Origin of the sequence: Roseinatronobacter ekhonensis (assembly GCF_900499075.1) — a bacterium.
Classification (GTDB): domain Bacteria; phylum Pseudomonadota; class Alphaproteobacteria; order Rhodobacterales; family Rhodobacteraceae; genus Roseinatronobacter; species Roseinatronobacter ekhonensis.
Map to the genome: position 1 here is coordinate 1 of NZ_UIHC01000006.1, position 25,924 is coordinate 25,924.

The window sequence follows — 25,924 nt, forward strand, 5'->3', positions numbered from 1 at the left end:
CGCAAGCCTCAAGCTCGAGGCGGGCTGGTGAGGAAAGAAAGTCAGGGCGGATCATAAGCAATAGCTGAATCGTTCCAAACCCAGCAGTCAAGTCAACAAATTCGGCTTCTGCAGGACTCGGAGTATAACCCACTTGAAGGCTTGATTGGCGGAAGGGTTGCTGATGACTGGCAGTAAGATGCGGCAAGATGCCGACAAGCCCTTAATTTTTGCTAAACGCCCTCTGCGTCAGAGCCTTGCCAGAATGACTGGTGGCAGCTCGCCTGCATCTTTGCTGGCGATGTGGACGGATTGGAGCGTCCATTTGGCGATGGCGCCCGACAAACAACTGGCGCTGGCACAGACAGCGAGAGATCATTGGCTCGGTTGGATGACCTACGTGATGCAGGGCTGCCCAGAACATCCCGACACGCTTCCGATCTTGCCCCAAAAAACTGACCGTCGATTTCGTGACGAAAGCTGGGAAAAGTCCCCCTTTGCCGCACTGGCCCAAGGCTTCTTGCTGGCCGAGGATTTTTGGGACAAGGCCACGACGGATGTGCCGGGATTGGACCCCGCGCATGATCGGGCAATGACTTTTGTGATGCGGCAACTGCTTGATTCGGTGGCACCGTCGAATTTTGTGGCAACCAACCCCGAGGTTCTGGCGCGCACTGTCCAGACCGGCGGAGCGAATTTGCAGCACGGTTTTACCCGCTGGCTACGTGATCAGCAGGCAAAAAGACAAACGACCAATACCGCGCGGGTTGGCACCGATGTTGCCACCACGCCGGGAGAGGTTGTCTTTCGCAACCATCTGATTGAGTTGATTCAATATGCGCCAACGACCGATATGGTGTACCCCGAACCGATCCTGATCGTCCCGGCATGGATCATGAAATACTATATCCTTGACCTGAGTCCGGCCAATTCGCTGGTGCGCTATCTGACAGAGAACGGGTTCACGGTCTTTATGATCTCATGGCGAAACCCCGATTCCGGGGATGCGGCGTTGGGGATGCAAGACTACCTTGATCAAGGGCCGCGCGCGGCGTTTGACTACATCGCCGCCTCTACGGGTGCCGGGAAAATCCATACAGCGGGCTATTGCCTTGGTGGCACGTTGTTGTCGATGACCGCTGCGGCGATGGCCCGCGATGGCGACGACCGTTTGGCCAGCATGACCCTGCTTGCTGCCCAGACCGATTTCAGCGAACCGGGTGAACTCAGCCTCTTTATAAACGAAAGTCAGGTGTCCTTCCTTGAGGACGTCATGCAGGCACAGGGCTATCTGGATGCCGAACAGATGATGAGCGCATTTCAGATGATGCGCTCGAACGATCTGATCTGGTCACAGATGATCCGCAGCTACCTGCTGGATGACGATGAAATCCCGATGAATGATCTGATGGCGTGGAACGCGGACAGCACGCGCATGCCTGCCAAGATGCATGCTGAATACCTGCGCCATATGTTTTTGCACAATGATCTGGCGGGCGGGCGCTATAGCGTCGACGGCCATACGGTTTCACTGCGCGATATTCGCGTGCCGGTCTTCGGCGTGGGAACCGAGACCGATCATATCGCTCCTTGGAAGTCGGTCTTCAAGATCCACAACCTGTGCCATGCCGATGTGACATTCACGCTGACGAACGGCGGGCACAACGCTGGCATCCTGTCAGAGCCGGGCCACAAGCGCCGCCATTTCCACATCCACACAACGCGCGATGCCGACAAGACCATGGACCCAGATGACTGGGTCGCGACCGCGACACAGCAAGAGGGCAGTTGGTGGCCCGAATGGACGGCTTGGCTGGCTGGTCTGTCTGGCGTACCTGCCCCGGCCCCCAAGATCACGAAATCGCTGGCGCCTGCGCCGGGCACTTACGTCATGATGGAGTAGCAATGCTATCACAGAATGAACTGTTGAAGGGCAAGAAGGGGCTGATCGTTGGGATCGCCAACCGTCATTCCATCGGCGCGGGATGTGCGGCGGCCTTTCGTGTATCGGGGGCCGATCTTTGCATCACATACCAAAATGACAAGGCCCGCAAATTCGTGGAACCCGTTGCCAATGAGGTCGGCGCAGAGATGTTCCTGCCGTTGGATGTCACCGATCATGATCAGACTGAGGCGGTGTTCGCCGAGATCGAAAAGACATGGGGCAAACTGGATTTTCTTTTGCACTCGATCGCGTTCTGCCCGAAGGACGACCTGCATGGGCGGGTCGTGGACTGTTCCCAAAAGGGCTTTGCTTTGGCGATGGACGTTTCTGTCCACTCGCTGATCCGCCTCGCCAACAAGGCAGAGCCCTTGATGAAAGATGGCGGCACCATCCTGACGGTCTCTTATCACGGGGCCGAAAGGGTTGTTGACCATTACAACATCATGGGCCCGGTCAAGGCTGCACTGGAAGCAACCACGCGGTACTTGTCGGTTGAATTGGGCCACAAGAACATTCGTGTGAATGCGCTGTCACCGGGACCGCTGCAAACGCGGGCTGCCTCTGGGATCGACCACTTCGATACGTTGATTGATGACGCCAAGGCGCGCGCGCCGTTGCACCGCCTGACCACAATAGACGAGGTCGGCGCGATGGCGGCCTGCCTCGTGACCGATTTTGCCCGTTCTGTCAGTGGCAATACCGCCTATATTGACGGGGGCCACCATGTTGTCTGAATCTGACCCGGCATTGGAATTCATTGAAAACTGCCCTTTTGATGAGATTGAACTGGGGCAGTTCGCTGAATTGGTTCGGACTTTGACGGCCCGCGATATCGACGCTTTCGCCGTGGTGTCCGGCGATGTGAACCCCGCACATGTGGACACAGAGTTTGCCGAAGGCGACATCTTTCACAAAGTGATTGCCCACGGAATGTGGGGCGCCGCGTTGATTTCGAACGTGTTGGGCACGCAATTGCCTGGTCCGGGGACCATCTATCTGGAACAATCGCTAAAGTTTCTCAAACCGGTAGGGGTTGGCGATACGGTGACGGTCCGTGTGACAGTTGTCGAAAGGAATGCCGAAAAGAAGCGGCTCACCCTTGATTGCACCTGCACCAATGGCGACGGAAAGCCTGCGATTGTCGGGCAAGCCCATGTGATCGCGCCCGACCGGAAAATTCGCAGGCCGCGTGTCACGATGCCCGATCTAGTCCTACACCGGCACGGGCAGGTGCATGGTGACCTGCTCGCCCGCGCAACGGCATTGGGCGCGATTCCGGTTGCTGTGGTCCATCCCTGTGACAAACCATCGCTGGTGGGCGCTTTGCATGCGTATGAACTCGGCCTGATTACACCTTTGCTTGTGGGTCCAAGAGACCGAATCGAGGCTGTGGCAGAGCAAAACACTCTTGATATCAGCCAGCTCGAAATCGTTGATGCGCCGCACAGCCATGCCTCCGCCGAATTAGCGGTGTCGCTGGCACGGGACGGCAAAGTGCAGGCCTTGATGAAAGGCGCTTTGCATACCGAAGAGATCATGTCGGCCGTTGTGTCAAAGTCCGATGGATTGCGCACGGAACGTCGGATGAGCCATGTTTACGTCATGGATGTCCCGACCTATCCCAAGCCGTTGATCATGACGGATGCGGCCATCAATATTGACCCCGATCTGGCAACGAAGGCCGACATCATCCAGAACGCGATTGATCTGGCTCTTGCCATCGGCATCGACGCACCCAAAGTTGCACTGCTCTCTGCCGTTGAGACGATCACACCGCGATTGAAATCAACGGTGGACGCGGGCGCGCTTTGCAAGATGGCGGACCGTGGGCAGATCACTGGCGGAGTTCTGGATGGACCGCTGGCTTTTGACAATGCGATCTCGATGCGCGCTGTGGTGACCAAGAACATCACATCGCCCGTGGCGGGACAGGCTGATGTGCTTGTGGCCCCCGACCTGGAGGCCGCCAACATGATTGCCAAACAGTTGATGTATCTGGCCGGTGCAGAGGCAGCAGGCATCGTGCTTGGTGCCCGGGTGCCGATCATCCTGACGAGTCGGGCCGACGATGACAGAACGCGCACGGCCTCCGCCGCGATTGCGGCTTTGGTCTGTGCGGCAAGGCGCACATCCGCAGCCTGCTAGAGCTGAATGCAGAATTGTCGTTTTCAAAAGCTCGGACGGTATCAGGACGCGAACGAGCCGGATTTGCTGGCCAGCAGGCGGGCCGTCGCAAACGGCTGCGACTTGGGGCGCCCGCACGCGCATCAGGACTGGTATTGATCAACCTCCAGGCCGACCTTCGCGGCCATTATGGGACTATATTTGCCTCGGCCTTCCTGCTTCAGCGGTTTGCGATTCGAGTTCTGTTTCCGCAGATCACGCGTGGCGTTGACGGGCAAAGCCGATGCTTTGTCCGTGTCAGCTTGGGGATGAAGCCGTGGTGGTGGCGTGGCCAGTATTTCTGCCCGACTATTTCAGATCGTCAGGCAGAAGCGCTTGGGGAATGTCCTGATAGCAGACCGGCCTCAGAAAACGTCTTATAGCCAGCGTGCCGACCGACGTATGGCCGAAATTCGTGCTGGCCGGATAGGGCCCACCGTGCACCATGCTTTCGCAGACCTCGACACCGGTTGGGAACGCGTTGGCCAGCAGACGCCCGGCTTTGCGTTCCAGAACGGCCAGAAGCCCGCGGGCCATTTCAAGATCGCCCTCATTCATATGTAGGGTCGCGGTAAGCTGGCCCTGCAATTCTTGCGCGACCTCTCGCATTTCGTCGGCATCCGCGACCTGCACGACAAGACCCAGTGGGCCGAACACTTCTTCGCCCAATGCTTGGTTGGTTAACCATGTCTTGCCAGTCGTCGCAAACAGGTCGGGCGCGGCATTCCGCTTGTTGCAGGCAGAGGTCAGAAGGTCTTGCACACCGGCGGTTGCAGCGATCCGGTCGCGCCCGGTTCGGTAGGCCTGCGCAATGCCGTCGGTCAGCATCAGCTGCTCTGCCTGCTGATCAAGCGCTGCCTTTGCTGCCTTGGTGAACGCATCGGCATCCGCGCCTTCGATCACCACAGCGATGCCGGGATTGGTGCAGAACTGTCCCGCACCCATCGTTAGCGAGGCTGCCCAGCCGCCCGCAATGTCACGGCCACGCGCCTTCACGGCTTCGGGCAACAAGAACATCGGGTTGACGGAGCCCAGTTCGCCGAAGAACGGGATCGGGTCCGGCCGGTTCATGCAGAGATCAAAGAGCGCGCGGCCACCGGCAAGGCTGCCGGTAAAGCCGACAGCACGGATCAGTGGGTGGCGCACCAGCGCTTGGCCCACGTCGCGGCTGCCTCCCTGCACCAATGAAAAGACACCCGGATGAAGATCATGTGCCTTGATCGCCGCCAGAATGGCCTCTGCCACGATCTCTGCCGTTCCGGGATGCGCGTCGTGGCCCTTGACGATGACCGGGCAACCAGCAGCCAGCGCGCTTGCCGTGTCGCCCCCGGCGGTGGAAAACGCCAACGGAAAATTGGACGCCCCGAAAATCGCCACCGGTCCGATCGGACGCTGCATCATGCGCAGGTCGGGACGGGGTGCGGGCTGACGGTCTGGCATGGCGGGATCATGGCGGCGGTCCAGATAGTCGCCCTTTTCGATATGATCGGCGAAAAGCCGGATTTGTCCGACGGTCCGGCCGCGTTCACCTTCAAGCCGGGCAGCGGGTAGCCCCGTCTCTCGTGTGCCGAGTTCGGTAATCCGGTCCCCTTGCTTGTCGATCTCGTCTGCGATGGAACGCAGAAACCCGGCGCGGTCCGTGCGAGAAATCTGTGCATAGGATGCAAATGCCTGTTCTGCGGCCAGTGCCGCCTGATCGATATGCCCTGCAGTCCCGATGGCGAAATGGTCGGCGTTGCCATCGACCGGCATGTTCGCAAAGGTCTCGTTATTGCCGACCAAGTTGCCCGCGATAAGGTGTTTGCCAATCATGATGGTTTCCTTTCCTCAAAGAGTGTTTCTTGTTTCGCCCGATCCTGCGATCTCGGGAGTCTGGCTTTGGCCTGCGCAAGCTCAGACGCCCCAAGTATCCTTCAGACGGTAGCCTTGCGGCCATGGGTCATCGGGATCGAGCATGTGTTGATGGATGCCCGTGATCCAGCCGCGTCCGGTGATCTCGGGCAGGATCGCGGGGCGGCCTGCGACCTGCGCTTCACCGACAATTCGCCCGGTGAAGGTAGAGTTGATGATCGAAACGGCTTCGAAGGTCTGGCCAACCGTCAACTGATTGCGGGCGGCCATCAGGGCCATCCGCGCAGAGACCGCCGTTCCAGTCGGCGAGCGGTCGATCTTGCCGGGGCGGATCGCAACGGCGGATTGCCCGCGCATGCCGGTCGCGGTGGGTGTCAGAGGGCCGCAGAAGGCGCAGAATGAAATATGATCCCATTCAGGATTTTCAGGATGCGAAAACCCCAGCTGTTCATTCGCCGCCTGCGTTATCCTGACCCCCAAGCGCGCCAGTTCGCTCGCTTCATCCTCGACCAGATCAAAGCCGAGCGCTTGGGCATCGACGACAACGAAACTGTCGCCCCCATAGGCGGTGTCGACGCAAATTGTGCCCAGCCCCTCGATTTCTAGCGCAGCACCGAGCTTGTCGGCGAAGCTGGGCACGTTGCGGACACTGATTTCTTCGGCCTTGCCGTTGCGACACGCCGCGCGAACGCGGACAAGGCCGCCGGGTGCCTCTAGCATGATTTCGGTCACGGGTTCCGTCATCGGGAGGATCCCGGAATCCAGAAGCACCGTGGCCACACAAATGGAATTCGAACCCGACATAGGTGGGGTGTCTTCGGGCTCCATGATGATAAAGGCAGCGTCTGCGTCCGGATGGATCGGCGGAACAAGCAGGTTTACATGGCGAAACACACCGCCGCGCGGTTCGTTCAGAACAAAATTCCGCAGGGTCTCGTCCCTCGCAATGAAGCTTCTTTGCTCCCAGAGTGTTTTGCCTTTTGGGGGTGCCACACCCCCCACGATCACGTCGCCCACCTCGCCCTCGGCGTGGCAAGATATGACATGTATCGTCTTCGTGCTTCGCATGGTCCGTCGCTTTCCTGACGTTGGAGTGTGTGTCGGTTCCCTGGCGGGCGATCAGCAGCGTATGCCTTTGGCGTAGGGATCGGTCGGGTCAAAGATGAGAGTGGCGTGCGATGTCACGAATGCCTGCCCTGTAATCTTGGGTATGATCCCCATGTCGTGCCCCGGCTGATAGCTGATCACATAGGTGCTGCCGATCACACTTTGCTGCATCCACTCTGCTCCGGCGGGCCAATCACCGTCTGCCGCCAGACATGCCAATTTGGCAGAGCAACCCGTGCCGCAAGGAGACCTGTCATAGGCACCACCCGGACAGAGGACAAAGTTCCTGCTATGCGCGCCCGCGACAGTTGGCGGCCCGAAAAACTCTATATGGTCTATCCACGCACCGTCCCGCCCGGTGATGCCGTCTCGTTCAAGCGCGTCCCGTGTAGCCAGGGACATTTCTGTCAAAGCGCGGATATTCGCGGCCTCTATTGCAACGGGAGAGTCCTTGACCAGAAAAAACCAGTTTCCGCCCCATGCGACATCGCCGGTCACTTCGCCCCAGTTTTCAACAGCGACTTTAACGCCTTTCAGATGGCGGTAGCTTTCCACATTGACGACCGACACGGTATGTGGGTCGTGTAGCGCGACCTCGACCACGCCGACGGGGGTTTCAAGCCGGTGGGTTCCGGGCTGTATGCGGCCAAGATGCGCCAAGGTCACGGCGACCCCAATTGCCGCATGCCCGCACATCCCGAGGTTTTGCAAGGTATTGAAGAATATGACACCCGTTGCGCAATCGGAGTGCGATGGCTCCACCAGAAGCGCGCCGACCATGGCGTCATGACCGCGCGGTTCACAAAGCGCCGCTGCACAAAAATCACTATGATCGCTTTCCAGCCGCGCCGCACGTTCGGCGAGCGACCCGGCACCGAGGTCAATGGCCCCTTCGAGGATCACACGTGTCGGCTCCCCGGCGGTATGGCTGTCGATCACCCGCATGCGGTCAGAGCCCCTCTTGGCGGGCCCAATTGTCGAACCATGTCCGGAACAGCTTGTATTGAGCCTCGATGTAATGGCGCTGCGAGTCTGAAAGGAAATCTGTTTCGTTGAAGTGCAGGCGGTACTCATCCTCACCGTTCAGGACCATCAGGTGTTTGTAATAGAGGACGAGGTCGGGCCCTTCATCAAAGCTGGACAGCACGCCCAGTGCCTCTTCGAGTTCCTGCGCGCGTCGGCGTGCCAGTGCATCGCCCTTCGCGGCTGCCTCGCAGAGCTTCATCAGCAGCAGCACTTCTTTGGGCAGGGCATTTCCGATACCCGTGATCGCACCGGTGGCGCCGCAGTTGACGAAGCCATGGTAAACGGCGGTATCCACACCGATCATGAGTGTCACGTTCTCATCGCGCGAGGTGATGTTTTCGGCGGCGTAGCGCAAATCGGCAATGCCTCCGAATTCCTTGAAGCCGACAAGATTGGAGTGCTCGGCACGGAGTGAAAAGAAGAGGTCTGCCTTGGTGGCAAAGCCGTAATAGGGGCTGTTGTAGATCACCGCCGGCAATTTGGGCGCGGCTGACAGGATAGACTTGAAGTGGTTGCGCTGCGCTTCGGACGACGAACCGCGCGAAAGGACGCGCGGGATCACCATCAACCCTACCGCGCCGACGCGCGCGGCATGGGCGGCGTGGGCAACGGCCATTTGCGTATTGACCGCACCGGTGCCGACAACCACCGGCACACCGGCTTTGACAAGGTGTTCGACGCCGTCCATCCGCTCGTCATCCGTCAGCAAGGGCCAATCACCCATGGAACCACAGTAGATGACCGCCGACATGCCGGCATCGATCAACTCTTGCCCCTTGCGGACAAGCGCAGCGAAATCGGGTTTTCTATCCGCCCCACATGGAGTCATCAGGGCAGGCATGCATCCCGAAAACACTTCTTTCGACATTGGTGATCTCCTCTTTCCGTCTCGAAGGCGTTTGCGCCAATTGTGTTCAATTTTTTTGCTGGCCCCGGCTGGAAAATCCGGGTCCGGTCAGCGCACCTTGGCCAGAAACTTGCGGGTTTGCTCGGATTCTGCCGCGCCGAAAATCTGTTCGGGAGGGCCAATCTCTTCCAGCAAGCCGTCATGGAAATAGGCAACCCGGTCCGAGACATCCCTTGCGAAACCCATCTCGTGGGTGACGCAGATCATGGTCATGCCCTCCTCGGCAAGAATGCGCATCGTATCGAGAACTTCGCCGACAAGCTCGGGGTCCAGCGCCGATGTCGCTTCGTCGAACAGCATGTATTGCGGATCCATCGCCAGCGCCCTTGCAATCGCCAGACGTTGCTGCTGGCCGCCCGACAGGGCGCTGGGATAGGCTTTCAGCTTGTCACCAAGGCCGACATGTTCAAGCTGCCGTTTGGCGATCTCGCGTGCCTCGGATTGCGATTTCTTTTTCACGATACGCGGTGCCAGCGCGACATTCTCCAGCGCGGTCAGGTGCGGAAAACTGTTCCATTGCTGGAACACCATTCCCATCCGCTGGCGCAACGTGTTGAGGTCGGTCTGTTTGGCATGAACGTCGGTGCCATCGACAACGACGCGGCCCTTCTGAATCGGCTCTAGCCCGTTTATGCAATATAGTAGCGTAGATTTGCCGGAGCCCGATGCTCCGATCACGGACAGCACTTCGCCCTTCTGCACCGTCAGGTCGATCCCGCGCAACACATGCAGCGTGCCGAAATATTTGTGCAGACCGGAAATTTCGATCATTGGGACCACCTCTTTTCAAGTTTGGCCGAATAGCGCGAGATCGGATAGGACAGCGCGAAGTAAAACGCGCCCGCGATCGAGATAATCAAAAGCGGTTCCTGCGTGCGGGTCATCAGGATCTGGCTTGCGCGCAGCAATTCGACGTAGCCGAGCACCGACACCAGCGCGCTATCTTTCAGAACGCCCAAGGCGACACCGACCCAAGACGGGAACACGGCGCGCGTGCCGATGGGCAGCACAACATAGCGCAAGTCCTGCCAGTAGCTCATTCCGAGCGAGCGCGCGGCGCGGCGCATTGGTTTGCCGACGGATTCGATTCCGCCGCGTGCGACATTTGCCACAAGCGAGGCCGTGTAAATCGTCAGGATCACCAGCCCCGATTGGAAGGCATCAAGGCTCAGGCCGATGATCGGCACAAAATTATAGAACAGGACCAGTTGGATGATCAGCGGGACCGACCGAAACGCGTCCAGCACAGGGGCCAGGAACAGCGTGGCCCAGATACGACCCTCATACAGCAACCAGCCGAATATCGTGCCGAGGATGGTTCCGATCGCGATTGAGATCGTCGAAATCAGAAGTGTCCGCCATGCGGCTTCGGCCATAAAGAGAATGTCCTGGCGCCCAAAGCCGCTGAAGAAGCTGATGGTTGGTTCCATTTGCGCCCCTCAATACCGAAACAGCCGCGTCGCAAGCAGCCGGGACGCAAGCAAGATGAATTTGACCATGACGTAATAGATTACGGCGGTGACGGCGAAATATTCAAAGATGCGGTATGTGCGGCTGGCGAAGAACTGGGTCTCGCCCGACAATTCGCGAAACCCGACCAGCATTCCGAGCGACGACATAAGAACGGCCCAGACAAGTTGGTTCGTCATCGGGTAATACACGATACGCAAGACCTGCGGCACAAGGATCCGCGTGTAGGTTTGCCAAAGGTTCATCCCAAGGCTGCGTGCGGCGCGCATCTGTGTATCTGGCACCGCCTGAAAGCCGCCGCGGAAATTCTCGGAAAGGTAGCCCGCGTTATTGAAGCTGAGTCCGACCAGCACAATCATGTAAGGCGTCAGATGCCAGCCAAAGGCCCCCAGCCCGAACCCGAAGAAGAACAACTGGAACAGCGCAGGCGTGTTGCGCGCCAGTTCCACCCATGCCGTTGCCAGCCAGTAAAGCGGGCCACGCAGTCTTAGGCGGATAACGGACAATCCCAGACCGACAACAATACCGATCACCATGGACAGCGTTGCCACCTGAAGCGTCACAAGACTTGCTTCCAGCAACTCCGGCAGGCTGCGAATCACCGGACGCCAGTGAAAATTATAGTCGAACATCGCGATGATCCCAAAAAAATCCCCGCCCGGACAGGCCGGGCAGGGGTAGCTCTGACGGTGGCGGATTAGTACATCACGCCGGGGATGCGCAGTTCGGGCGCTTCGCCCCCGACATACGTGCCCCACAATTCCTGATAGCGACCGGACCGCACCTGATGCGTGACAAACAGGTTCAGGTAGTTCAGCCAGCTGACATCGGTCCGCTTGGCCACGACCGACGTGTAGTCCGTGGTCCAAGGCATGCGCGGGCCGGGATCAACATTGTCATACTGGTCGGTAATCGGCTTCACTGCGGTGTTGGTGGTGATCCCGATATCCGCTTTGCCCTGCGCTACGGCCAGGAACACCTCGTTCTCTGACTGATAGCCCTGATACAGGTCTTCTTCGCCCCATTCGGCAGCGATCTTCAGCCATTCCTGTTCCGGAACGGTGCCGACACCGGCTGCAACGCGCTTGCCGCGAATGTCCTCGAAGGACTCGATGCCGCTTTCGGAATTCACCACGCCTTGTGCGTAATAAATCGCGTAAGGGATGGAAAACCCGACTGTGCGTGCGCGGGCAAGGCTGTCCGATGTCGCGCCGAACACCACATCTGCGCGGCCCGTCACGATCACCGGCAAACGCTCGGACCATGTGAGGGGCATGATTTCGACATCAACTTCCAGCGCGGCCGCCAGATCGTTGCAATACTCGACATCGAAACCGGCCGGATCGTTGTTCTCGTCGCGGTAGCCGATGGGCGGGAAGTCCAGCACGACACCGCAGCGCAAAGTGCCGCGGTCGATGACGTCATCCAGCGTATCGGCCGTGGCGGGGGCGGTTACGAGCAGCGATGCCGCTGCGATCCCGAAAAGCGTTTTCAGCATTGTTGTCCTCCATGTTGGTTGTTGGGTGCTATATTGAATAATTCTTAAATATCTTATATTGGATACAATGTCCAAGATATATTCCAAGGCTTCCCCTGAAGGCGGTGATGTCCTAAGACCGCATCTGGTTTCGAAGGTGGCAGGCGATGAATTTCAAGGCGGTAGACATTTCAAGGACCGCATCCGCGTCGAGCATCGTGTTCGATGTGTTGCGAAAAGCCATTATCGAGGGAGAGCTGGTCGAGGGTGCGCCCCTGCGGCAGGACGAGATTGCAAACATGTTCAGCACCAGTCGCATCCCTGTGCGCGAAGCGATTTCGCGTCTGGAAGAGTTGGGTCTGGTAAAGACACAGCGCTACAAGGGGGCCGTGGTTGCCGGATTGTCCGCCGACGAAGCTGCCGAGGTGTTTGACCTGCGCGCCTTGCTGGAGCCAGAGATCCTGCGCGATGCCATGACCAGAATGCCGAAAGACTGCCTGCAAAAGGCACGGGAACAGTGCCAAGCGTTTTCAAACTCACCCAAGCCGATGGAATGGGGCGACTTGAACCGTGACTTCCACAAAACGCTCTATTCGGCGAGTAATCTGAAGTATTTCAAGGAAGTGGCCGAAAATGCCATGGACCGGGTCGAACGCTATATCCGCGCCCAGTTGTTGATGAGCGACGGCATGGCCCGCGCCGACAGAGAGCACCTGGCCATTCTTGAAGCCTGCGAAGATGGTGACGGTGATCGCGCAAGCTTGTTGCTGCGCGATCACATCATCGGGGCGAAGTTTTCGCTTCTGGAACATTTCCCGAGTCCCGCTGTGCGCAAATAGCGCCGGCCCAACCCGCCCGGAGGCCCTGTGACCATATCATCACGCGCGACCGAAATGTCCGGCCGCATTCTGATCGACGGGGACGCGCAAGGCGAGGTTCTTGCCTGTGTCGAAGGCCTCAGTTTCTGGGGCGGTGTCGACCCTGAAACAGGAACAATCATAGATGTGCACCATCCCGATCATGGGGCTTCGGTTGCCGGAAAAATTTTGATGATGCCGACCTCGCGCGGGTCTTGCAGTGGTAGCGGCGTCTTGCTGGAATTGTCGCTGAATGGGCTTGCCCCAGCCGCCCTTGTGTTTTGCGAGCATGAAGAAGTGCTGACACTCGGCGCTCTGGTTTCGGACCGGATTTTCGGGCGCCCGCTTCCAGTTGTCTCGTTGTCGCGGGCACATTATCGGCAATTGGCCCAGTGCCCGGCGGCGGCCATAACCGCAGGACGTTTGCATGCCGACAACGTCGATGTCGAACTCGTGGCGGCCAAAGCGGATGATGTGCAGCTTTCCGCAAAAGATTGGGCCTACCTGCGTGGTGACGCCGGACCTGCAACAGAGATGGCGATGGAAATCATCTGTCTCATGGCCGCGCGCGAAGGCACACATAGCCTGATCGATGTGACCAGAGGGCATATCGACGGCTGTATCCTTGCGCATTCCGCCAACTTGATCTTTGCGGAAAAACTGGCCGACATGGGTGCACAGGTCACGATCCCGACCACGATCAATGCAATTTCGGTCGATCGTGAAAACTGGCACACCCAGAATGTGCCAACCGGGTTCGGCACCCGCGCCAGCCGTCTTGCAGATGCCTATGTCAAAATGGGCGCAAAGCCCGTTTTTACCTGCGCACCGTATCTGCTGGAAGAAGCGCCCGAACCCGGCGAGGTGATCGGCTGGTCGGAATCCAACGCGGTCATCTACGCCAACAGTGTTCTGGGCGCTCGCAGCCCCAAACACCCCGACTATCTTGATCTTTTCATCGCCATTACAGGCCGGGCCCCGGCCGCCGGTGTCTATATGACACAGGGTCGTGTCCCCGGAACGGTGATTGAGTTCGACATATCCTTTGACGGGCATGACGACCTGCTCTGGCCCCTGATTGGCTGGCTGGCCGGGCGCCTTTCTTCCGATAGAATTCCCCTTCTGACCGGGCTGGAATCGTTCAGCCCATCGCGCGATGACCTGAAGGCCCTTTGCGCCGCGTTCGGGACCACGTCCGGAGCGCCGATGCTGCATGTCGCAGGGCACACACCCGAGGCACATCTTGAACCGGCTGCGGATTCGACACGGCTTCGCGTCGGTCCCGCGGACATCATGAACGCGTGGCGCGAACTTAATCGCGGTGCGCGCAAGATCGACCTTGTCGCAATCGGCAGCCCGCACGCGTCGTTGTCCGAAGCCCAAAAGGTCGCGGATATTTTCCAAGACCGTGTCTGTGCCGCGTCCACCCAGATGATCATCACGATCGGAAGGGATGTTCTGAGCGCTGCGCAACTTGATGGCACTGCCAATCGACTTCAAAACGCAGGGGTGCGGCTCATTCCGGATCTATGCTGGTGCTCGATCATTGAACCTATCTTCCCGCCAGAAACAGAGGGCTTGATGACGAATTCCGGGAAATACGCGCATTACGCCCATGGTTTGTCGGGGCGGCACGCGTGTCTGGCTGGTCTCAAAGATTGTGTCGAAGCGGCGGTCACGGGTCTTGCGCCTGATACCCCACCGCATTGGCTGACACGCAGAATTGATTGACCGCTTTAGGTTGGTTGCATGAAGTCTTGCAGGTTGCCAATCTGCAAAAGAACAGGCAACGCGGGAGATCGCGAAGCGGATTGACCCCGACGCTTGCCCTGTACGCCTGTCATATCGGCAACTCTCTGCCTTGTGTCCGCCGCGTGAGGTGATCGCGCTTTGCGGCGTTTGCGAAACAGGCTAATTACTCGATATGAGTATTACACGTCGTTCCCTGTTTATGTCCCTGCCAGTCCTTGCACTGGTCCGTCCCGCTTACGCTGAACGTATCCCGCTGGGTGAAATTTCGCGCTATTTCAACGGGTTTAGTACCGCGGAAGGCGAATTTACCCAGATCAATCCCGACGGCAGCCTGTCGACGGGGCGTATTTATATCCGCAGGCCGGGACGTGTGCGGTTCGAGTATGACCCACCAGAGGACTCTTTGGTCATGGCGGGCGGTGGGCAGGTTGCGATTTTCGATGCTCGCTCCAATCAGGGGCCAAGCCAGTATCCGCTTCGCCGGACACCGCTGAACCTGATTCTCGAACGCAATGTCGATTTCGGCAACCGGCGGATGGTGGTGGGCCATACCGATGACGGCACCACTACGACCGTCATTGCGCAGGACCCTGAAAACCCGCAATACGGCTCTATCCGGCTGGTGTTTTCCGCCAATCCGACAGAGCTGCGTCAATGGGTCATCCGCGATGATACAGGGGCGGAAACCACTGTCATCCTTGGCAATATGCGTTTCGGGGGCGACCTGTCGGCGGGCTTGTTCAACATTACGGCAGAGGTTAACAAGCGCGAGCGCTGACCAGAGGGTTTGTGCGGTTGTGGCAAGCAGGGCCCGTAACATGACAAACCCCAAGATCGTTCTGATAACCGGCGCCAGCCAAGGGATAGGCCGCGCCTGTGCAGTGGCCTTCGCGCAGGCTGGGCACAAGGTGGTGCTGGTTGCGCGATCTGCCGACAAGCTGGACGCATTGGCCGCAACCGCCCCCGACCGCATGGTGGCGCGGCCCTGCGATGTGTCAGATCCCGAAGAGGTTGACGCGCTGTTTGCCGCGATCCGTGACAGGTTCGGGCGGCTGGACGTAGCCTTCAACAATGCGGGCCTGGGTCTGCCCGCGACGGAAATAGCCGATATTTCATGGCAGGACTGGCGGCGTGTGGCCTCGGTCAATCTGGATGGGGCCTTCCTGATCGCGCGCGGTGCTTACGCCATGATGCGCGCCCAGGATCCCAAGGGCGGGCGCATCATCAATAACGGCTCTATTTCGGCGCATGTGCCGCGGGTCGGCTCGGTGCCCTACACGGCCACGAAGCACGCAATCACAGGTCTGACCCGGACGCTGTCGCTGGACGGGCGCAAGCACAATATTGCCTGCGGGCAGATAGATATCGGCAATGCCGCGTCAGAGATGACAGAGGCGTTTACCAAAGGCGTGCCGCAGGCCGATGGCAGCCTGCGCGCTGAACCGGTGATGGATGTGCAGCATGTGGCGGATTCGGTGTTGCACATGGCCAGCCTGCCGCTACAGGCGAATGTTCAGTTCATGACCGTCATGGCTACGGCGATGCCCTATGTCGGGCGCGGCTAGATCAAAGAAAAACCCCGCCGGGCGCTGGGCCGGGCGGGGTTTCAAGGGTGTAACTGGGGCCGTTTAGGCCATTGCAGCCTTGGCCTTGTCCACGATCTGGCTGAACGCCTCGGGCTCGTGCACGGCAAGATCGGCCAGAACCTTGCGGTCCACTTCGATGCCAGCCAAGGTCAGTGCGTTGATGAAGCGCGAATAGGACAGGTTCGGGTCCAGCGCGCGCACAGCGGCGTTGATACGCTGAATCCACAGCGCGCGGAAATTGCGCTTGCGCACCTTACGGTCGCGGGTGGCGTATTGGTTGGCCTTGTCCACCGCCTGCGTGGCCGTGCGGAAGTTGCGCGAGCGCGCGCCATAATAGCCAGCGGCGGCCTTGATGACCTTGCGGTGGCGGGCGTGGGTGACTGTTCCGGATTTAACGCGTGACATGTTCCGCTCTCCTTACCGGTTATAGGGCATGTAGGACTTGACGATACGGGCATCCTGCTCGGACAGCAGGGTGGTGCCGCGTGCGTCGCGGATGAATTTCTTCGTCCGCTTGATCATGCCGTGCCGCTTGCCCGCTTGCCCGGCCTTTACCTTGCCGGTTGCGGTCATGGAGAAGCGCTTTTTCGCGCCCGATTTGGTCTTCATCTTGGGCATTTCCGACTCCTTCTTCGGTCAGGGGGGCGACTCGGCATGCCACAATGGCCGGACGCCCCTTCAGATAGAACCTGCGCAGTAAACCAGATTGCAGATGCGTGCAAGGCTCAGAACGCCTGCCAGATCCGCACAAGATACTCCACACTCAGAAGCGGGATGTCGCGCAGCCCGTAACTGCCGTCGGGGCGCAGGACCGAGGCCAGAAGGACCAATCCCAGAGCGACCGACGCAAGCCCCAGCGCCATGTAGGGGCGGCGACCATCCGCCCAAGCGGCGATTGCGCTGACCAAGGCAAGCGGCACAAAATAGACCCCTAGCAGGAAGATGATCCCGGTATCCATGCCGCCCCTTTCCAAAGGTGCAAGGTTACTCGGGTTCGCCTGATACGATCAAGTGTTCTGCGCAGGGTGCGACCCGCAAGATGTTGGTCGTGCCCGGCTGGTTGAACGGAATCCCGGCGGTCACAAGGATCTGGTCCTTTTCGGTGCCGAACCCGTATTTCCGCGTCACGCGCACGGCGTTGATAACGGCTTTCTTGAAGCGTTCGACCTCTGCCACCTCTTCGCAATGCACGCCCCAGATCAGTTGCAGGCGGCGTGCCGTCTTGGTGATCGGGGTCAGCGCCAGAATGGGCACATGCGGGCGCTCGCGTGCGACCAGCAGCGCGGTCGTGCCCGATTCGGTGAAACAGCAAATCGCGGCTATGTCGGTTTTCTCGGCCAGTTCGCGCGCGGCGGCGACAATCCCATCGGCGATGGAGCTGTGCTTGACCTTGCGCGACGCGTCGATGATCTCGATATAGGTCGGGTCGTTTTCGACTTCGCGCGCGACATTGTCCATCGTGCTGACGGCCTCGATCGGGTAATCGCCCGCGGCCGACTCCGCCGACAGCATGATCGCATCCGCTCCCTCATAAATGGCGGTGGCCACGTCCGAAACTTCGGCCCGCGTGGGCATGGGGCTGTCGATCATGGATTCCAGCATCTGGGTGGCCACGATTACCGGCTTGGCGGCAGCACGCGCGCGACGCACCAACCGTTTCTGGATGGGCGGCACGTTCTGCACCGGCAGTTCCACGCCCAGATCACCACGGGCCACCATGATCCCGTCAGATACTGCGAGGATTTCGTCAAACGCATCGACCGCGGCGGGTTTTTCGATCTTCGACAGGATCGCGGCGCGGCCCTGCGCTAGCGTGCGGGCCTCGGACACATCGGCGGCGCGCTGCACGAATGACAGCGCCAGCCAGTCCACGCCCAGACGGCAGACGAATTCCAGATCCTTGCGGTCCTTGTCCGACAATGCGGCGACGGGCAACACCACGTCGGGCACGTTAACGCCCTTGCGGTTGGAAATGGTGCCGCCCACGACCACGGTGCAATCGGCAAAATCCTTGCCGCAGTCATTCACCTTCAGGCGGATTTTGCCGTCATTGACCAGCAGGTTCGCACCCGGTTCCAGTGCCTCGAAAATCTCGGGATGGGGCAGGGTCACACGCGTTGCGTCACCCGGCTTGTCGGTCAGGTCCAGCCGGAAAGCGGCGCCTTCTTCCAGTTCCTCAGAGTCGTTCGCGAAAATACCCACGCGCAGCTTCGGCCCTTGCAGGTCGGCCAAAATGGCAATCGGGCGGCCAAGATCGGCCTCTATCTTGCGGATAATTGCGTGGCGCGCGGCGATATCGTCATGGGTGCCGTGGCTCATGTTCAGGCGGAACACATCTGCGCCGGCTTCGAACAGGGCGCGGATCGTGTCATAGTCGGAAGAGGCCGGGCCAAGCGTGGCCACGATCTTGATCATACGGTGACGGCGCAATGGCGTCATGTGGTGTCCTCTCTGGTGTTGTGCGTCCTGAGGGCGTCTATGATATAGGTATGACAGCCCAGCGTGTCAGGATGAATTCGTTAGCGCAAACACCTACCGATTATGTGCAGAAATGCAAGCCCGCCGCGCTTGACCTGCCACTGTCGAATGCGCACCTAAGACCCACAAACAGAGGATATGCAATGGACAGCACCACCCGGACAGAGCTTGAAGCCGCCGCCTTTCGCACCTTGCTGGCGCATCTGGACAAACGCAGCGACGTGCAGAACATCGACATGATGAACCTGACCGGGTTCTGCCGCAACTGCCTGTCCCGCTGGTACATGGAAGCCGCGCAGGAGCGCGGGCTGGACATGTCCAAGGACGCCGCGCGCGAGGTGGTCTACGGCATGCCCTACGAGGACTGGAAGGCCAAGCACCAGACCGAAGCCGATGATGCGCAAAAAGCAGCTTTCGACAAATCTTTTGCCGAAAATGTCGGCACCAAGGACTGACGGGTGAAACCCCAAGAACAGCTTGCCGCCTTCGTGCAGGACGGGTTGCGCGCTGGCCATAAGGCCGATGTGTTGCGCGCGGCGCTTTTGGCCGAGGGCTGGTCGCAAGCCGAGGTGTCCGCCGCGTTGGACGGTTGGTCAGATCATGGGCTTGGCCTGCCAGTGCCGCGCCCGCAAACGCAAGCCAACGGGCAGGATGCGGTTTTATACGGGCTGATGTTCGTGGCCCTGCTGGCCGTGACCTATAATCTTGTCGATCTGGGTTTTGACCTGATCGCAATATGGCTGCCCGACCCGCTGCAAGATCGTCCATATTTCGGCGCGACCCAGTCGATGCGGTGGTCTGTTGCGCTTTTGGTCGTGGCACTGCCGCTGTTCTTGTGGCTGGACCGCCGCGCGGCCCGTGCACTTGGCAAAGATCCGGGCCAGCGCCGCGCACCTTTGCGCCGCAAATTCGGGGTGCTGACCTTGTTTCTGGCGGCGCTCGCACTGTTGGGTGCGGCGGTTGCCGTTGTCTATGCCGGACTTATGGGCGTCGTAACTGCCCAGTTCACGGCCAAGGTGGCGCTTGTCGTCACGATTGCGGCGCTTGTCATTGCATGGTTCCGCGATTTTCTGGAGGAGGCGGGATGACGCGCTTCACTTCCAAGCTGTTGGTGCCGTTCACGCTGTTGATGATCGCGGCGGGCCTGTGGCAGGTCGGCGGACCGGGGCAGGCCCGGATGGAGCAGCGAGATGACAGGCGCATGCAAGACCTGCAAAACCTGGCGGCATATTTGATATGTGACGCACGCGAAGCCCCCCAGGCGCACTGCGGGACGCAGCCACGCCAGACCGATCGGTTTACGCAAGAGCCGTTCACCATCTCTGAAACACAGGTCTGCGCAAATTTCGAACAGCCTGAACGGATTGCCGAATTGTTCGGCGCGCAGGTCAGCAACGGCTGCTTGGCGCTCAAGTAACCAGCACTGAGCTTCCTAAGACTTTGGAAACAGTCTGTTTCTATCAGAATCGTTAACCGAATCACTTTTGCCGCTATTAGTTTTAACAATCTGGCGAAAATTGGAAAAAATCATGGCGGGATTCGGTCTGCTCGCGCTGCTATTGGCGTTTGGTGCATTTGGATTGATCGACGGGGGCGATGACACGGGCGCGGCCCCCGATGGCGACGACGACCCTGCCACGGATGAACCGCCCGCAGATGGGCCTGCCGACACGGAAACAGGGCTGCCGACAGAACCCGAACCCGATACGGAACCGGGTGGTGATGTGGATGTGTCGCCTGAAACCGCTGGCCAAGGTGGCCCGGGCGGTGACTTTCTGGTCGCTATCGCAGGTGACCCCACGTTGAACGGCTTTGGCGGGAACGACACGCTGATCGGAAAGCCCGAATTCAGCACAGAGCTGCGTGGCGGTGCCGGGAATGACACGCTTGTCGTGCTTGACAACGATCAGGGGTTCGGCGGCGCTGGCAATGACATCCTGATCGCGGATCAAGTGTCATCGGACGGCGCCGTGCAGGTCTTGAACGGTGGCGCGGGCGATGACACACTGGTCACATCCGGCGGCGCGGTCATGGTCGGTGCGGATGGCGATGACGTGTTCGTCATCTCTCCCGGAGGGTTTGATGCGGACGGGAATTTCCAGAGCATAACCGGCACATCGCTGAACACGCCGCTTATTCAGGATTTTAATCTAGACGAAGACCGTCTGATTATCGACCTTGAGCGCGGCTTTCAGGCGCAGTTCGACGATATCGTAAATTCCGAGCTTGATCTGCCATCCGGCGCGCGCGGAGACCTTCCGTTCGATGACAGTGTCACCCTAAGCGCGACCCGCAGTGCCGACGGGTCGGGCGTTGTTATTCTGGCAAAAGGCCTTGCCATGGCAGAGCTGGAAGGCTTTCAGGACATGGACCCGGCCGATGTTCTGGCCAGCATGAATATCAACGTGGTCGGCGCAATAATGCTGATTTGACCAGCGGGCGGGGCGGTCAACGCCGCCCGTGCCCATGGATACTGCGCGCTTCAGACCGCTGCTCAGATCGCGGCCTTGCGGCTTTCTTCTAGGTAGATTTCGCGCAATCGCGTGGCCAAGGGGCCGGGCGTACCGCTGCCCAGATCCGCCCCGTCAATCGCCACCACCGGCATAACGAAGGTGCTGGCAGAGGTGACAAAGGCCTCATCCGCCGATTTCGCCTCTTCGACGGTGAAATTGCGTTCTTCGACCTGCATCTGTGCCTCGCGCGCAAAGCGCAGAACAGCGGCGCGGGTGATCCCGTGCAGGATGTCGTTCGACAGCGCGCGGGTCACGATCTTGCCGTCCTTGATGATATAGGCGTTGTTCGAGGTGCCTTCGGTGATTGCCCCGTCTTGCACCATCCATGCATCATCCGCGCCTTGCTTGAGGGCCATCATCTTTCCCATGCTGGGATACAGCAGTTGGACCGTCTTGATGTCACGCCGACCCCAGCGCAGATCGTCTATGGTGACAACCTTTATGCCCTTCTTGGCCTTCGGGCTCTCGACCAGCGCCGCGTTCGACTGGGTAAACAGGACCACCGTGGGCGTTGTTGTCTCGGGGTCGGGAAAGATGAAATCGCGGTCGCCGGGCGCCCCGCGGGTCACTTGCAGATAGACCATACCAAGCTCGATCCCGTTCTGGGCAACAAGCTCGCGATGAACGTCCAGCCATGCGTCGCGGTCCATCGGGTTGGCGATGTCCAACTCATTCAGCGACCGTTCCAGACGGGTGAAATGCCCGTCGAAGTCGATTAGCTTGCCGTCGATAACGGTCGTGACCTCGTAGACACCATCGGCCATCAGAAAGCCGCGGTCAAAGATCGACACTTTCGCCTCGGTCTCGGGCAGGTAATCGCCATTCACATAAACGATGCGGGTCAAGTTACATCCCCTCTGGCAGTTTGCGGACGGCCCCCATGGCCGCCGATGTGGTCAGGGCTGCATAGGCGCGCAGCGCGGTAGAGACTTTGCGCGGGCGCGGTTTGGCCGGTTTCCAGCCCTTTTCGTCCTGCACGGCACGGCGCGCGGCCAGTGTTGCTTCATCCACCATCAATTCGATCCGGCGTTCGGGGATATCAATCTCGATCAGGTCGCCATTCTCGACAATCCCGATCAGGCCGCCCTCGTCCGCCTCTGGCGACACATGCCCGATGGACAGGCCCGACGTGCCGCCTGAGAACCGCCCATCGGTGACCAGCGCACAGGCCGCGCCCAAGCCTTTGGATTTCAGGTAGCTGGTGGGATACAGCATTTCCTGCATCCCCGGTCCACCGCGCGGCCCCTCGTAGCGGATGATGACGACCTCGCCCACCGTGACCATGCCGGTCAGAATGCCGCTGACGGCGTCGTCTTGCGATTCGAACACCCGCGCGGGGCCGCTGAATTTCAGAATGCTGTCATCCACCCCGGCGGTTTTCACAATGCAACCTTGTTCCGCCAGATTGCCGAACAGAACGGCCAAACCGCCATCCTGGCTAAACGCATGTTCCTTGGTACGGATCACGCCTTTCTCGCGGTCGGTGTCCAGCGTTTTATAGCGGTTCGCCTGCGAAAACGCCTGCGTGGTGCGCACGCCACCGGGGGCGGCGCGGTAGAATTCCTGCACATCGGGGTCATCTGTGCGTGTCACATCCCACATATCCAGTGCCATGCCCATGGTCGGGCTGTGCACGGTCGGCAAATCGCTGTGCAGCAGGCCCGCGCGGTCCAACTGTCCAAGGATGGACATGATACCGCCTGCGCGATGCACGTCTTCCATATGCACATCGTCCTTGGCGGGCGCGACCTTGCACAGGCAGGGCACGCGGCGTGACAGGCGGTCGATATCGGCCATGCTGAAGTCGATCCCGCCCTCATACGCGGCGGCCAGCAGGTGCAACACCGTGTTGGTGGACCCGCCCATGGAAATATCCAGCGACATGGCGTTTTCGAATGCTTCAAAGCTCGCGATGTTGCGCGGCAGAACGCTCTCGTCATCCTGCTCGTAATACCGTTTGGCGTTTTCCACGATCAGGTGGCCCGCGCGCGTGAACAGCTTTTCGCGGTCGGCATGGGTGGCAAGCGTGGACCCATTGCCGGGCAGCGACAGCCCCAGCGCCTCGGTCAGGCAATTCATGGAATTGGCGGTGAACATGCCCGAGCACGACCCGCAGGTCGGGCAGGCGGCTTCCTCGATCGCCTGCACCTGCGCGTCGGTATATTTGTCATCTGCCGCGACGACCATCGCATCGACAAGGTCCAGCGCCTTATCGACGCCTTCGACCTCTATCTTGCCCGCTTCCATCGGCCCGCCCGACACAAAGACGCACGGAATGTTCAGCCGCATCGCGGCCATCAGCATCCCCGGCGTGATCTTGTCGCAGTTGGAAATGCAGACCATCGCATCGGCGCAATGGGCATTTACCATGTATTCGGTCGAATCCGCGATCACCTCGCGAGAGGGCAGGGAATACAGCATCCCGTCATGTCCCATGGCAATGCCGTCATCCACCGCAATGGTGTTAAACTCCTTGGCCACGCCGCCCGCTTTTTCGACCTCGCGGGCCACCAGTTGGCCCAGATCCTTCAGATGAACATGGCCCGGCACGAACTGGGTAAAGCTGTTGACGATGGCAATGATCGGCTTGTCCCAATCACCATCGGTCATGCCTGTGGCGCGCCACAGGCCGCGTGCGCCCGCCATGTTGCGGCCATGGGTTGTGGTGCGGGAACGATATCTGGGCATTTGGCTCTCCTCCGGGGATACGGGCTTGCATTAGCCTATGCGCGCGGTTTGGGAAAGAGCCGTCAACCCCATAGCGCCGGCAGCGGGGGGTGCATGCCAGCATCGTCGTATTGCAAGGCCGGATCGCGGTCTTCGGCCAGCAACAGCGGGCCGTCCAGATCGACAATATCGGCGCCCTGCGCCACCAGAACGGCCGGTGCCATGGCCAACGAAGACCCGACCATGCAACCGACCATCACGCCATAGCCCTCGGAGCGCGCCGCATCGCGCAGTGCCAGCGCCTCGGTCAACCCGCCGGTCTTGTCCAGCTTTATGTTGACCATGTCATACTTGCCCCGCAGCGCGGGCAGGCTGGCGCGGTCATGGCACGACTCGTCGGCGCAAACGGGCAGGGGGCGCGCGATCTCTGCCAGCATGTCATCGGCTCCGGCGGGCAGCGGTTGCTCGACCATTTCCACGCCCAGCCGCAGCAGATGCGGGGCAAGATCGGCATAAACCTCGGCATCCCAGCCTTCATTCGCGTCGATGATGATGCGCGTGCGCGGCGCGCCACGCCGCACCGCTTCCAGACGCGGCATGTCCTCCGGCGTGCCTAGCTTGATTTTCAGAAGCGGCCGCATTGCATGCTTGCGCGCGGCGGCTTCCATTTTGTCGGGCGTCTCCAGGGACAAGGTGAACGCGGTCTGGACCGGTGCCGGTGCTGCCAACCCGGCCATGTCCCAGACCGACCGTCCTGTGCGCTTTGCCTGCAAGTCCCAGAGCGCGCAATCAACCGCATTGCGCGCAGCCCCCGCTGGCAAGGCCGATTGCAGGGCAGCCCGCTCTATGCCGTCCGGCAGCCCTTCAATCTGCGCGCGCACGGATGCCATCGTCTCGCCGTAGCGCGCATAAGGCACGCATTCGCCCTGCCCGGCAGACCCGCCGCGCGCGACGTCCACGCGCAACACATCCGCATGGGTGCGTGACCCGCGTGCGATGGTGAACACCTCTGCCAAGGCGAAGCGATCTTCGTAAATTCCGAACACGCTGTCCTCTTTCATCCTTGCCTAAATATCCTGGGGTGAATGGGGCCGCAGGCCCCAGAGGGGCAACGCCCCTTACACAGATGCCAATGCATCGACCAACCGTGCCGCCCCATGACGGAATGGGTCCACTGCTGGCAGGCCCATCCGCGCTTCGATCTCTGCGTAGCAGTCGCGCGCGGCCGTGTCATCCAGCGCGGCCGTGTTGACCGATATTCCCACCATTTGGCACGCCGGGTTTGCGACGCGCGCAAGTGCCAGCGCCGTGTCGCGCAGAACCTCTAGCGACGGCAGTTCATAGCCCGGCAACCCGCGCATATGCGAGCGTGTCGGCTCGTGGCTCATGATCAGCGCATCGGGCTGGCCGCCATGGATCAGCGCCATGGTCACGCCGGAATAGGATACATGGAACAGTGATCCTTGCCCTTCGATCAAATCCCAATGGTCGGGATCATTGTCGGGCGTCAGCCATTCGACCGACCCTGCCATGAAATCGGCGATAACCGCATCCAGCGGCACGCCATCCCCGGTGATCAGGATGCCGGTCTGGCCCGTGGCGCGGAAACTGGCGTTCATGCCACGCGCGACCATCTCGCGCTCCATGCACAGCGCGGTATACATCTTGCCCACCGAACAATCCGTGCCGACCGCCAGACAGCGTTTGCCGCTGCGTTTCTCGCCATTGGCGATGGGGTATTGCACCGAGGGCACGCGAACGTCATGCAGGCTGCGCCCTGTGGCCTCTGCCACCGCTTTCAGGTCCGGCTCATCGCGCAGCAGGTTGTGCAGGCCCGACGCCAGGTCGAACCCCTCTTCCAGCGCTGCGATCAGCACCTTTTTCCATGCCGCAGAAATCACACCGCCCCGGTTGGCCACGCCAATCACCAGTGTTTTCGCGCCTGCGGCCTTGGCCTCTGCCAGTGTCATATCTGGCAGGCCCATATCGGCGCGGCAGCCGTCCATGCGAAACTGGCCCAGCGCGAAATCGGGCCGCCAGTCCTTTATGCCTTGTGCGACCTTGGCGGCCAGTGGGTCGGGCGCGTCGCCCAGAAACAACAGGTACGGGGTCTGGATCATGCGGGCCTCCATCGTGTGGGGTCGGG

28 protein-coding genes are annotated in these 25,924 nt (G+C 60.1%); 11 read left to right on the forward strand and 17 right to left on the reverse strand.

The genetic code is table 11. The features are described 5' to 3' along the window. Positions 1–187 (reverse strand): hypothetical protein (locus tag ROE7235_RS20360; protein ID WP_220669536.1); only part of this gene is annotated, 187 nt, incomplete at its 3' end. Between ROE7235_RS20360 and ROE7235_RS04175 the strand changes: the two genes are divergently transcribed. Genes ROE7235_RS04175 through ROE7235_RS04185 form a run of 3 tightly spaced genes read left to right on the forward strand, consistent with a single transcriptional unit; the run spans position 179 to position 4,069 of the window. Beyond that, complete coding sequence (locus ROE7235_RS04175) at positions 179–1,882, forward strand: PHA/PHB synthase family protein (protein ID WP_121093423.1); 1,704 nt, start codon at positions 179–181, stop codon at positions 1,880–1,882. The genes ROE7235_RS20360 and ROE7235_RS04175 overlap by 9 nt on opposite strands. A gap of 20 nt (positions 1,883–1,902) precedes the next feature. After that, complete coding sequence (gene fabI / locus ROE7235_RS04180; protein ID WP_183073327.1) at positions 1,903–2,658, forward strand: enoyl-ACP reductase FabI; 756 nt, start codon at positions 1,903–1,905, stop codon at positions 2,656–2,658. Continuing rightward, positions 2,648–4,069, forward strand: coding sequence for a bifunctional enoyl-CoA hydratase/phosphate acetyltransferase (locus ROE7235_RS04185; protein WP_121093425.1), 1,422 nt, complete (start codon positions 2,648–2,650; stop codon positions 4,067–4,069). The genes fabI and ROE7235_RS04185 overlap by 11 nt, the downstream gene beginning before the upstream one ends. A gap of 327 nt (positions 4,070–4,396) precedes the next feature. Here ROE7235_RS04185 and ROE7235_RS04190 read toward each other — a convergent pair whose 3' ends face one another. The 8 genes from ROE7235_RS04190 to ROE7235_RS04225 form a co-directional block, all read right to left on the reverse strand. Then, on the reverse strand, positions 4,397–5,899 hold the full coding sequence (locus ROE7235_RS04190) for an aldehyde dehydrogenase (NADP(+)) (RefSeq protein WP_121093426.1): 1,503 nt from the start codon (positions 5,897–5,899) through the stop codon (positions 4,397–4,399). Positions 5,900–5,980: 81 nt separating this feature from the next. Then, positions 5,981–7,006 carry a trans-3-hydroxy-L-proline dehydratase gene (locus ROE7235_RS04195; RefSeq protein ID WP_121093427.1) on the reverse strand — a complete coding sequence of 342 codons (1,026 nt, stop codon included), beginning with the start codon at positions 7,004–7,006 and terminating at the stop codon, positions 5,981–5,983. A gap of 51 nt (positions 7,007–7,057) precedes the next feature. After that, positions 7,058–7,990 (reverse strand): 4-hydroxyproline epimerase, encoded by a 933-nt coding sequence (locus ROE7235_RS04200; protein ID WP_121093428.1) that lies wholly within the window; start codon positions 7,988–7,990, stop codon positions 7,058–7,060. Positions 7,991–7,994: 4 nt separating this feature from the next. Continuing rightward, positions 7,995–8,939: a dihydrodipicolinate synthase family protein gene (locus tag ROE7235_RS04205; protein ID WP_121093429.1), complete on the reverse strand. Its 945-nt coding sequence runs from the start codon at positions 8,937–8,939 to the stop codon at positions 7,995–7,997. An 87-nt stretch (positions 8,940–9,026) separates the two neighbouring features. Further along, a complete protein-coding gene (locus ROE7235_RS04210) occupies positions 9,027–9,749 on the reverse strand; it encodes an amino acid ABC transporter ATP-binding protein (RefSeq protein ID WP_121093430.1) in 723 nt (240 codons plus the stop codon). After that, the gene (locus ROE7235_RS04215; protein ID WP_121093431.1) at positions 9,746–10,408 is read right to left on the reverse strand and encodes an amino acid ABC transporter permease; all 663 of its coding nucleotides are present in this window, start codon (positions 10,406–10,408) and stop codon (positions 9,746–9,748) included. Before ROE7235_RS04215 ends, ROE7235_RS04210 begins: the two co-directional genes overlap by 4 nt. A 9-nt stretch (positions 10,409–10,417) precedes the next feature. After that, on the reverse strand, positions 10,418–11,080 hold the full coding sequence (locus ROE7235_RS04220; RefSeq protein ID WP_121093432.1) for an amino acid ABC transporter permease: 663 nt from the start codon (positions 11,078–11,080) through the stop codon (positions 10,418–10,420). A 65-nt stretch (positions 11,081–11,145) separates the two neighbouring features. Then, complete coding sequence (locus ROE7235_RS04225) at positions 11,146–11,946, reverse strand: transporter substrate-binding domain-containing protein (protein WP_121093433.1); 801 nt, start codon at positions 11,944–11,946, stop codon at positions 11,146–11,148. 146 nt (positions 11,947–12,092) lie between these two features. On the opposite strand from ROE7235_RS04225, the gene ROE7235_RS04230 reads away from it, so the two are divergent. From ROE7235_RS04230 to ROE7235_RS04245, 4 genes are all read left to right on the forward strand, one after another. Then, complete coding sequence (locus ROE7235_RS04230; protein WP_121093434.1) at positions 12,093–12,764, forward strand: GntR family transcriptional regulator; 672 nt, start codon at positions 12,093–12,095, stop codon at positions 12,762–12,764. 27 nt (positions 12,765–12,791) lie between these two features. Continuing rightward, positions 12,792–14,513: a cis-3-hydroxy-L-proline dehydratase gene (lhpI, locus tag ROE7235_RS04235; protein WP_306418850.1), complete on the forward strand. Its 1,722-nt coding sequence runs from the start codon at positions 12,792–12,794 to the stop codon at positions 14,511–14,513. Between the two features lie 193 nt (positions 14,514–14,706). After that, positions 14,707–15,312: a LolA family protein gene (locus ROE7235_RS04240; RefSeq protein ID WP_121093436.1), complete on the forward strand. Its 606-nt coding sequence runs from the start codon at positions 14,707–14,709 to the stop codon at positions 15,310–15,312. Positions 15,313–15,352: 40 nt separating this feature from the next. Beyond that, the gene (locus ROE7235_RS04245) at positions 15,353–16,099 is read left to right on the forward strand and encodes an SDR family oxidoreductase (protein ID WP_121093437.1); all 747 of its coding nucleotides are present in this window, start codon (positions 15,353–15,355) and stop codon (positions 16,097–16,099) included. Positions 16,100–16,162: 63 nt separating this feature from the next. Here the strand turns inward: ROE7235_RS04245 and rplT are convergent, their stop codons facing one another. From rplT to pyk, 4 genes are all read right to left on the reverse strand, one after another. Further along, positions 16,163–16,525, reverse strand: coding sequence for a 50S ribosomal protein L20 (gene rplT / locus ROE7235_RS04250; protein ID WP_121093438.1), 363 nt, complete (start codon positions 16,523–16,525; stop codon positions 16,163–16,165). Between the two features lie 12 nt (positions 16,526–16,537). Then, entirely contained in the window at positions 16,538–16,738 is a 201-nt protein-coding gene (rpmI, locus tag ROE7235_RS04255; RefSeq protein ID WP_121093439.1) for a 50S ribosomal protein L35, read from the reverse strand. A gap of 107 nt (positions 16,739–16,845) precedes the next feature. Next, positions 16,846–17,079, reverse strand: coding sequence for a hypothetical protein (locus tag ROE7235_RS04260; RefSeq protein WP_121093440.1), 234 nt, complete (start codon positions 17,077–17,079; stop codon positions 16,846–16,848). A 25-nt stretch (positions 17,080–17,104) separates the two neighbouring features. Continuing rightward, complete coding sequence (gene pyk / locus ROE7235_RS04265; RefSeq protein WP_121093537.1) at positions 17,105–18,550, reverse strand: pyruvate kinase; 1,446 nt, start codon at positions 18,548–18,550, stop codon at positions 17,105–17,107. A 191-nt stretch (positions 18,551–18,741) separates the two neighbouring features. Here pyk and ROE7235_RS04270 point away from each other — a divergent pair, with 191 nt between their 5' ends. The 4 genes from ROE7235_RS04270 to ROE7235_RS04285 all read left to right on the forward strand — a co-directional run bounded on the left by ROE7235_RS04270 (position 18,742) and on the right by ROE7235_RS04285 (position 21,030). Continuing rightward, complete coding sequence (locus ROE7235_RS04270) at positions 18,742–19,053, forward strand: DUF1244 domain-containing protein (protein ID WP_121093441.1); 312 nt, start codon at positions 18,742–18,744, stop codon at positions 19,051–19,053. Between the two features lie 3 nt (positions 19,054–19,056). Then, positions 19,057–19,686, forward strand: a complete 630-nt coding sequence (locus tag ROE7235_RS04275) for a DUF5671 domain-containing protein (protein ID WP_121093442.1) — start codon at positions 19,057–19,059, stop codon at positions 19,684–19,686. Further along, positions 19,683–20,015 carry a hypothetical protein gene (locus ROE7235_RS04280; protein WP_121093443.1) on the forward strand — a complete coding sequence of 111 codons (333 nt, stop codon included), beginning with the start codon at positions 19,683–19,685 and terminating at the stop codon, positions 20,013–20,015. The genes ROE7235_RS04275 and ROE7235_RS04280 overlap by 4 nt, the downstream gene beginning before the upstream one ends. A gap of 112 nt (positions 20,016–20,127) precedes the next feature. After that, on the forward strand, positions 20,128–21,030 hold the full coding sequence (locus ROE7235_RS04285; RefSeq protein WP_147434167.1) for a calcium-binding protein: 903 nt from the start codon (positions 20,128–20,130) through the stop codon (positions 21,028–21,030). A gap of 62 nt (positions 21,031–21,092) precedes the next feature. Here ROE7235_RS04285 and ROE7235_RS04290 read toward each other — a convergent pair whose 3' ends face one another. The 4 genes from ROE7235_RS04290 to dgcN all read right to left on the reverse strand — a co-directional run bounded on the left by ROE7235_RS04290 (position 21,093) and on the right by dgcN (position 25,898). Next, positions 21,093–21,956, reverse strand: a complete 864-nt coding sequence (locus ROE7235_RS04290; RefSeq protein ID WP_121093445.1) for a D-amino-acid transaminase — start codon at positions 21,954–21,956, stop codon at positions 21,093–21,095. Position 21,957: 1 nt separating this feature from the next. After that, complete coding sequence (gene ilvD / locus ROE7235_RS04295; protein WP_121093446.1) at positions 21,958–23,799, reverse strand: dihydroxy-acid dehydratase; 1,842 nt, start codon at positions 23,797–23,799, stop codon at positions 21,958–21,960. A gap of 62 nt (positions 23,800–23,861) precedes the next feature. Next, positions 23,862–24,839, reverse strand: a complete 978-nt coding sequence (gene dgcA, locus ROE7235_RS04300) for an N-acetyl-D-Glu racemase DgcA (protein WP_121093447.1) — start codon at positions 24,837–24,839, stop codon at positions 23,862–23,864. Between the two features lie 57 nt (positions 24,840–24,896). Continuing rightward, positions 24,897–25,898: an N-acetyltransferase DgcN gene (dgcN, locus tag ROE7235_RS04305; protein WP_121093538.1), complete on the reverse strand. Its 1,002-nt coding sequence runs from the start codon at positions 25,896–25,898 to the stop codon at positions 24,897–24,899. Between the last annotated feature and the right edge of the window lie 26 nt (positions 25,899–25,924).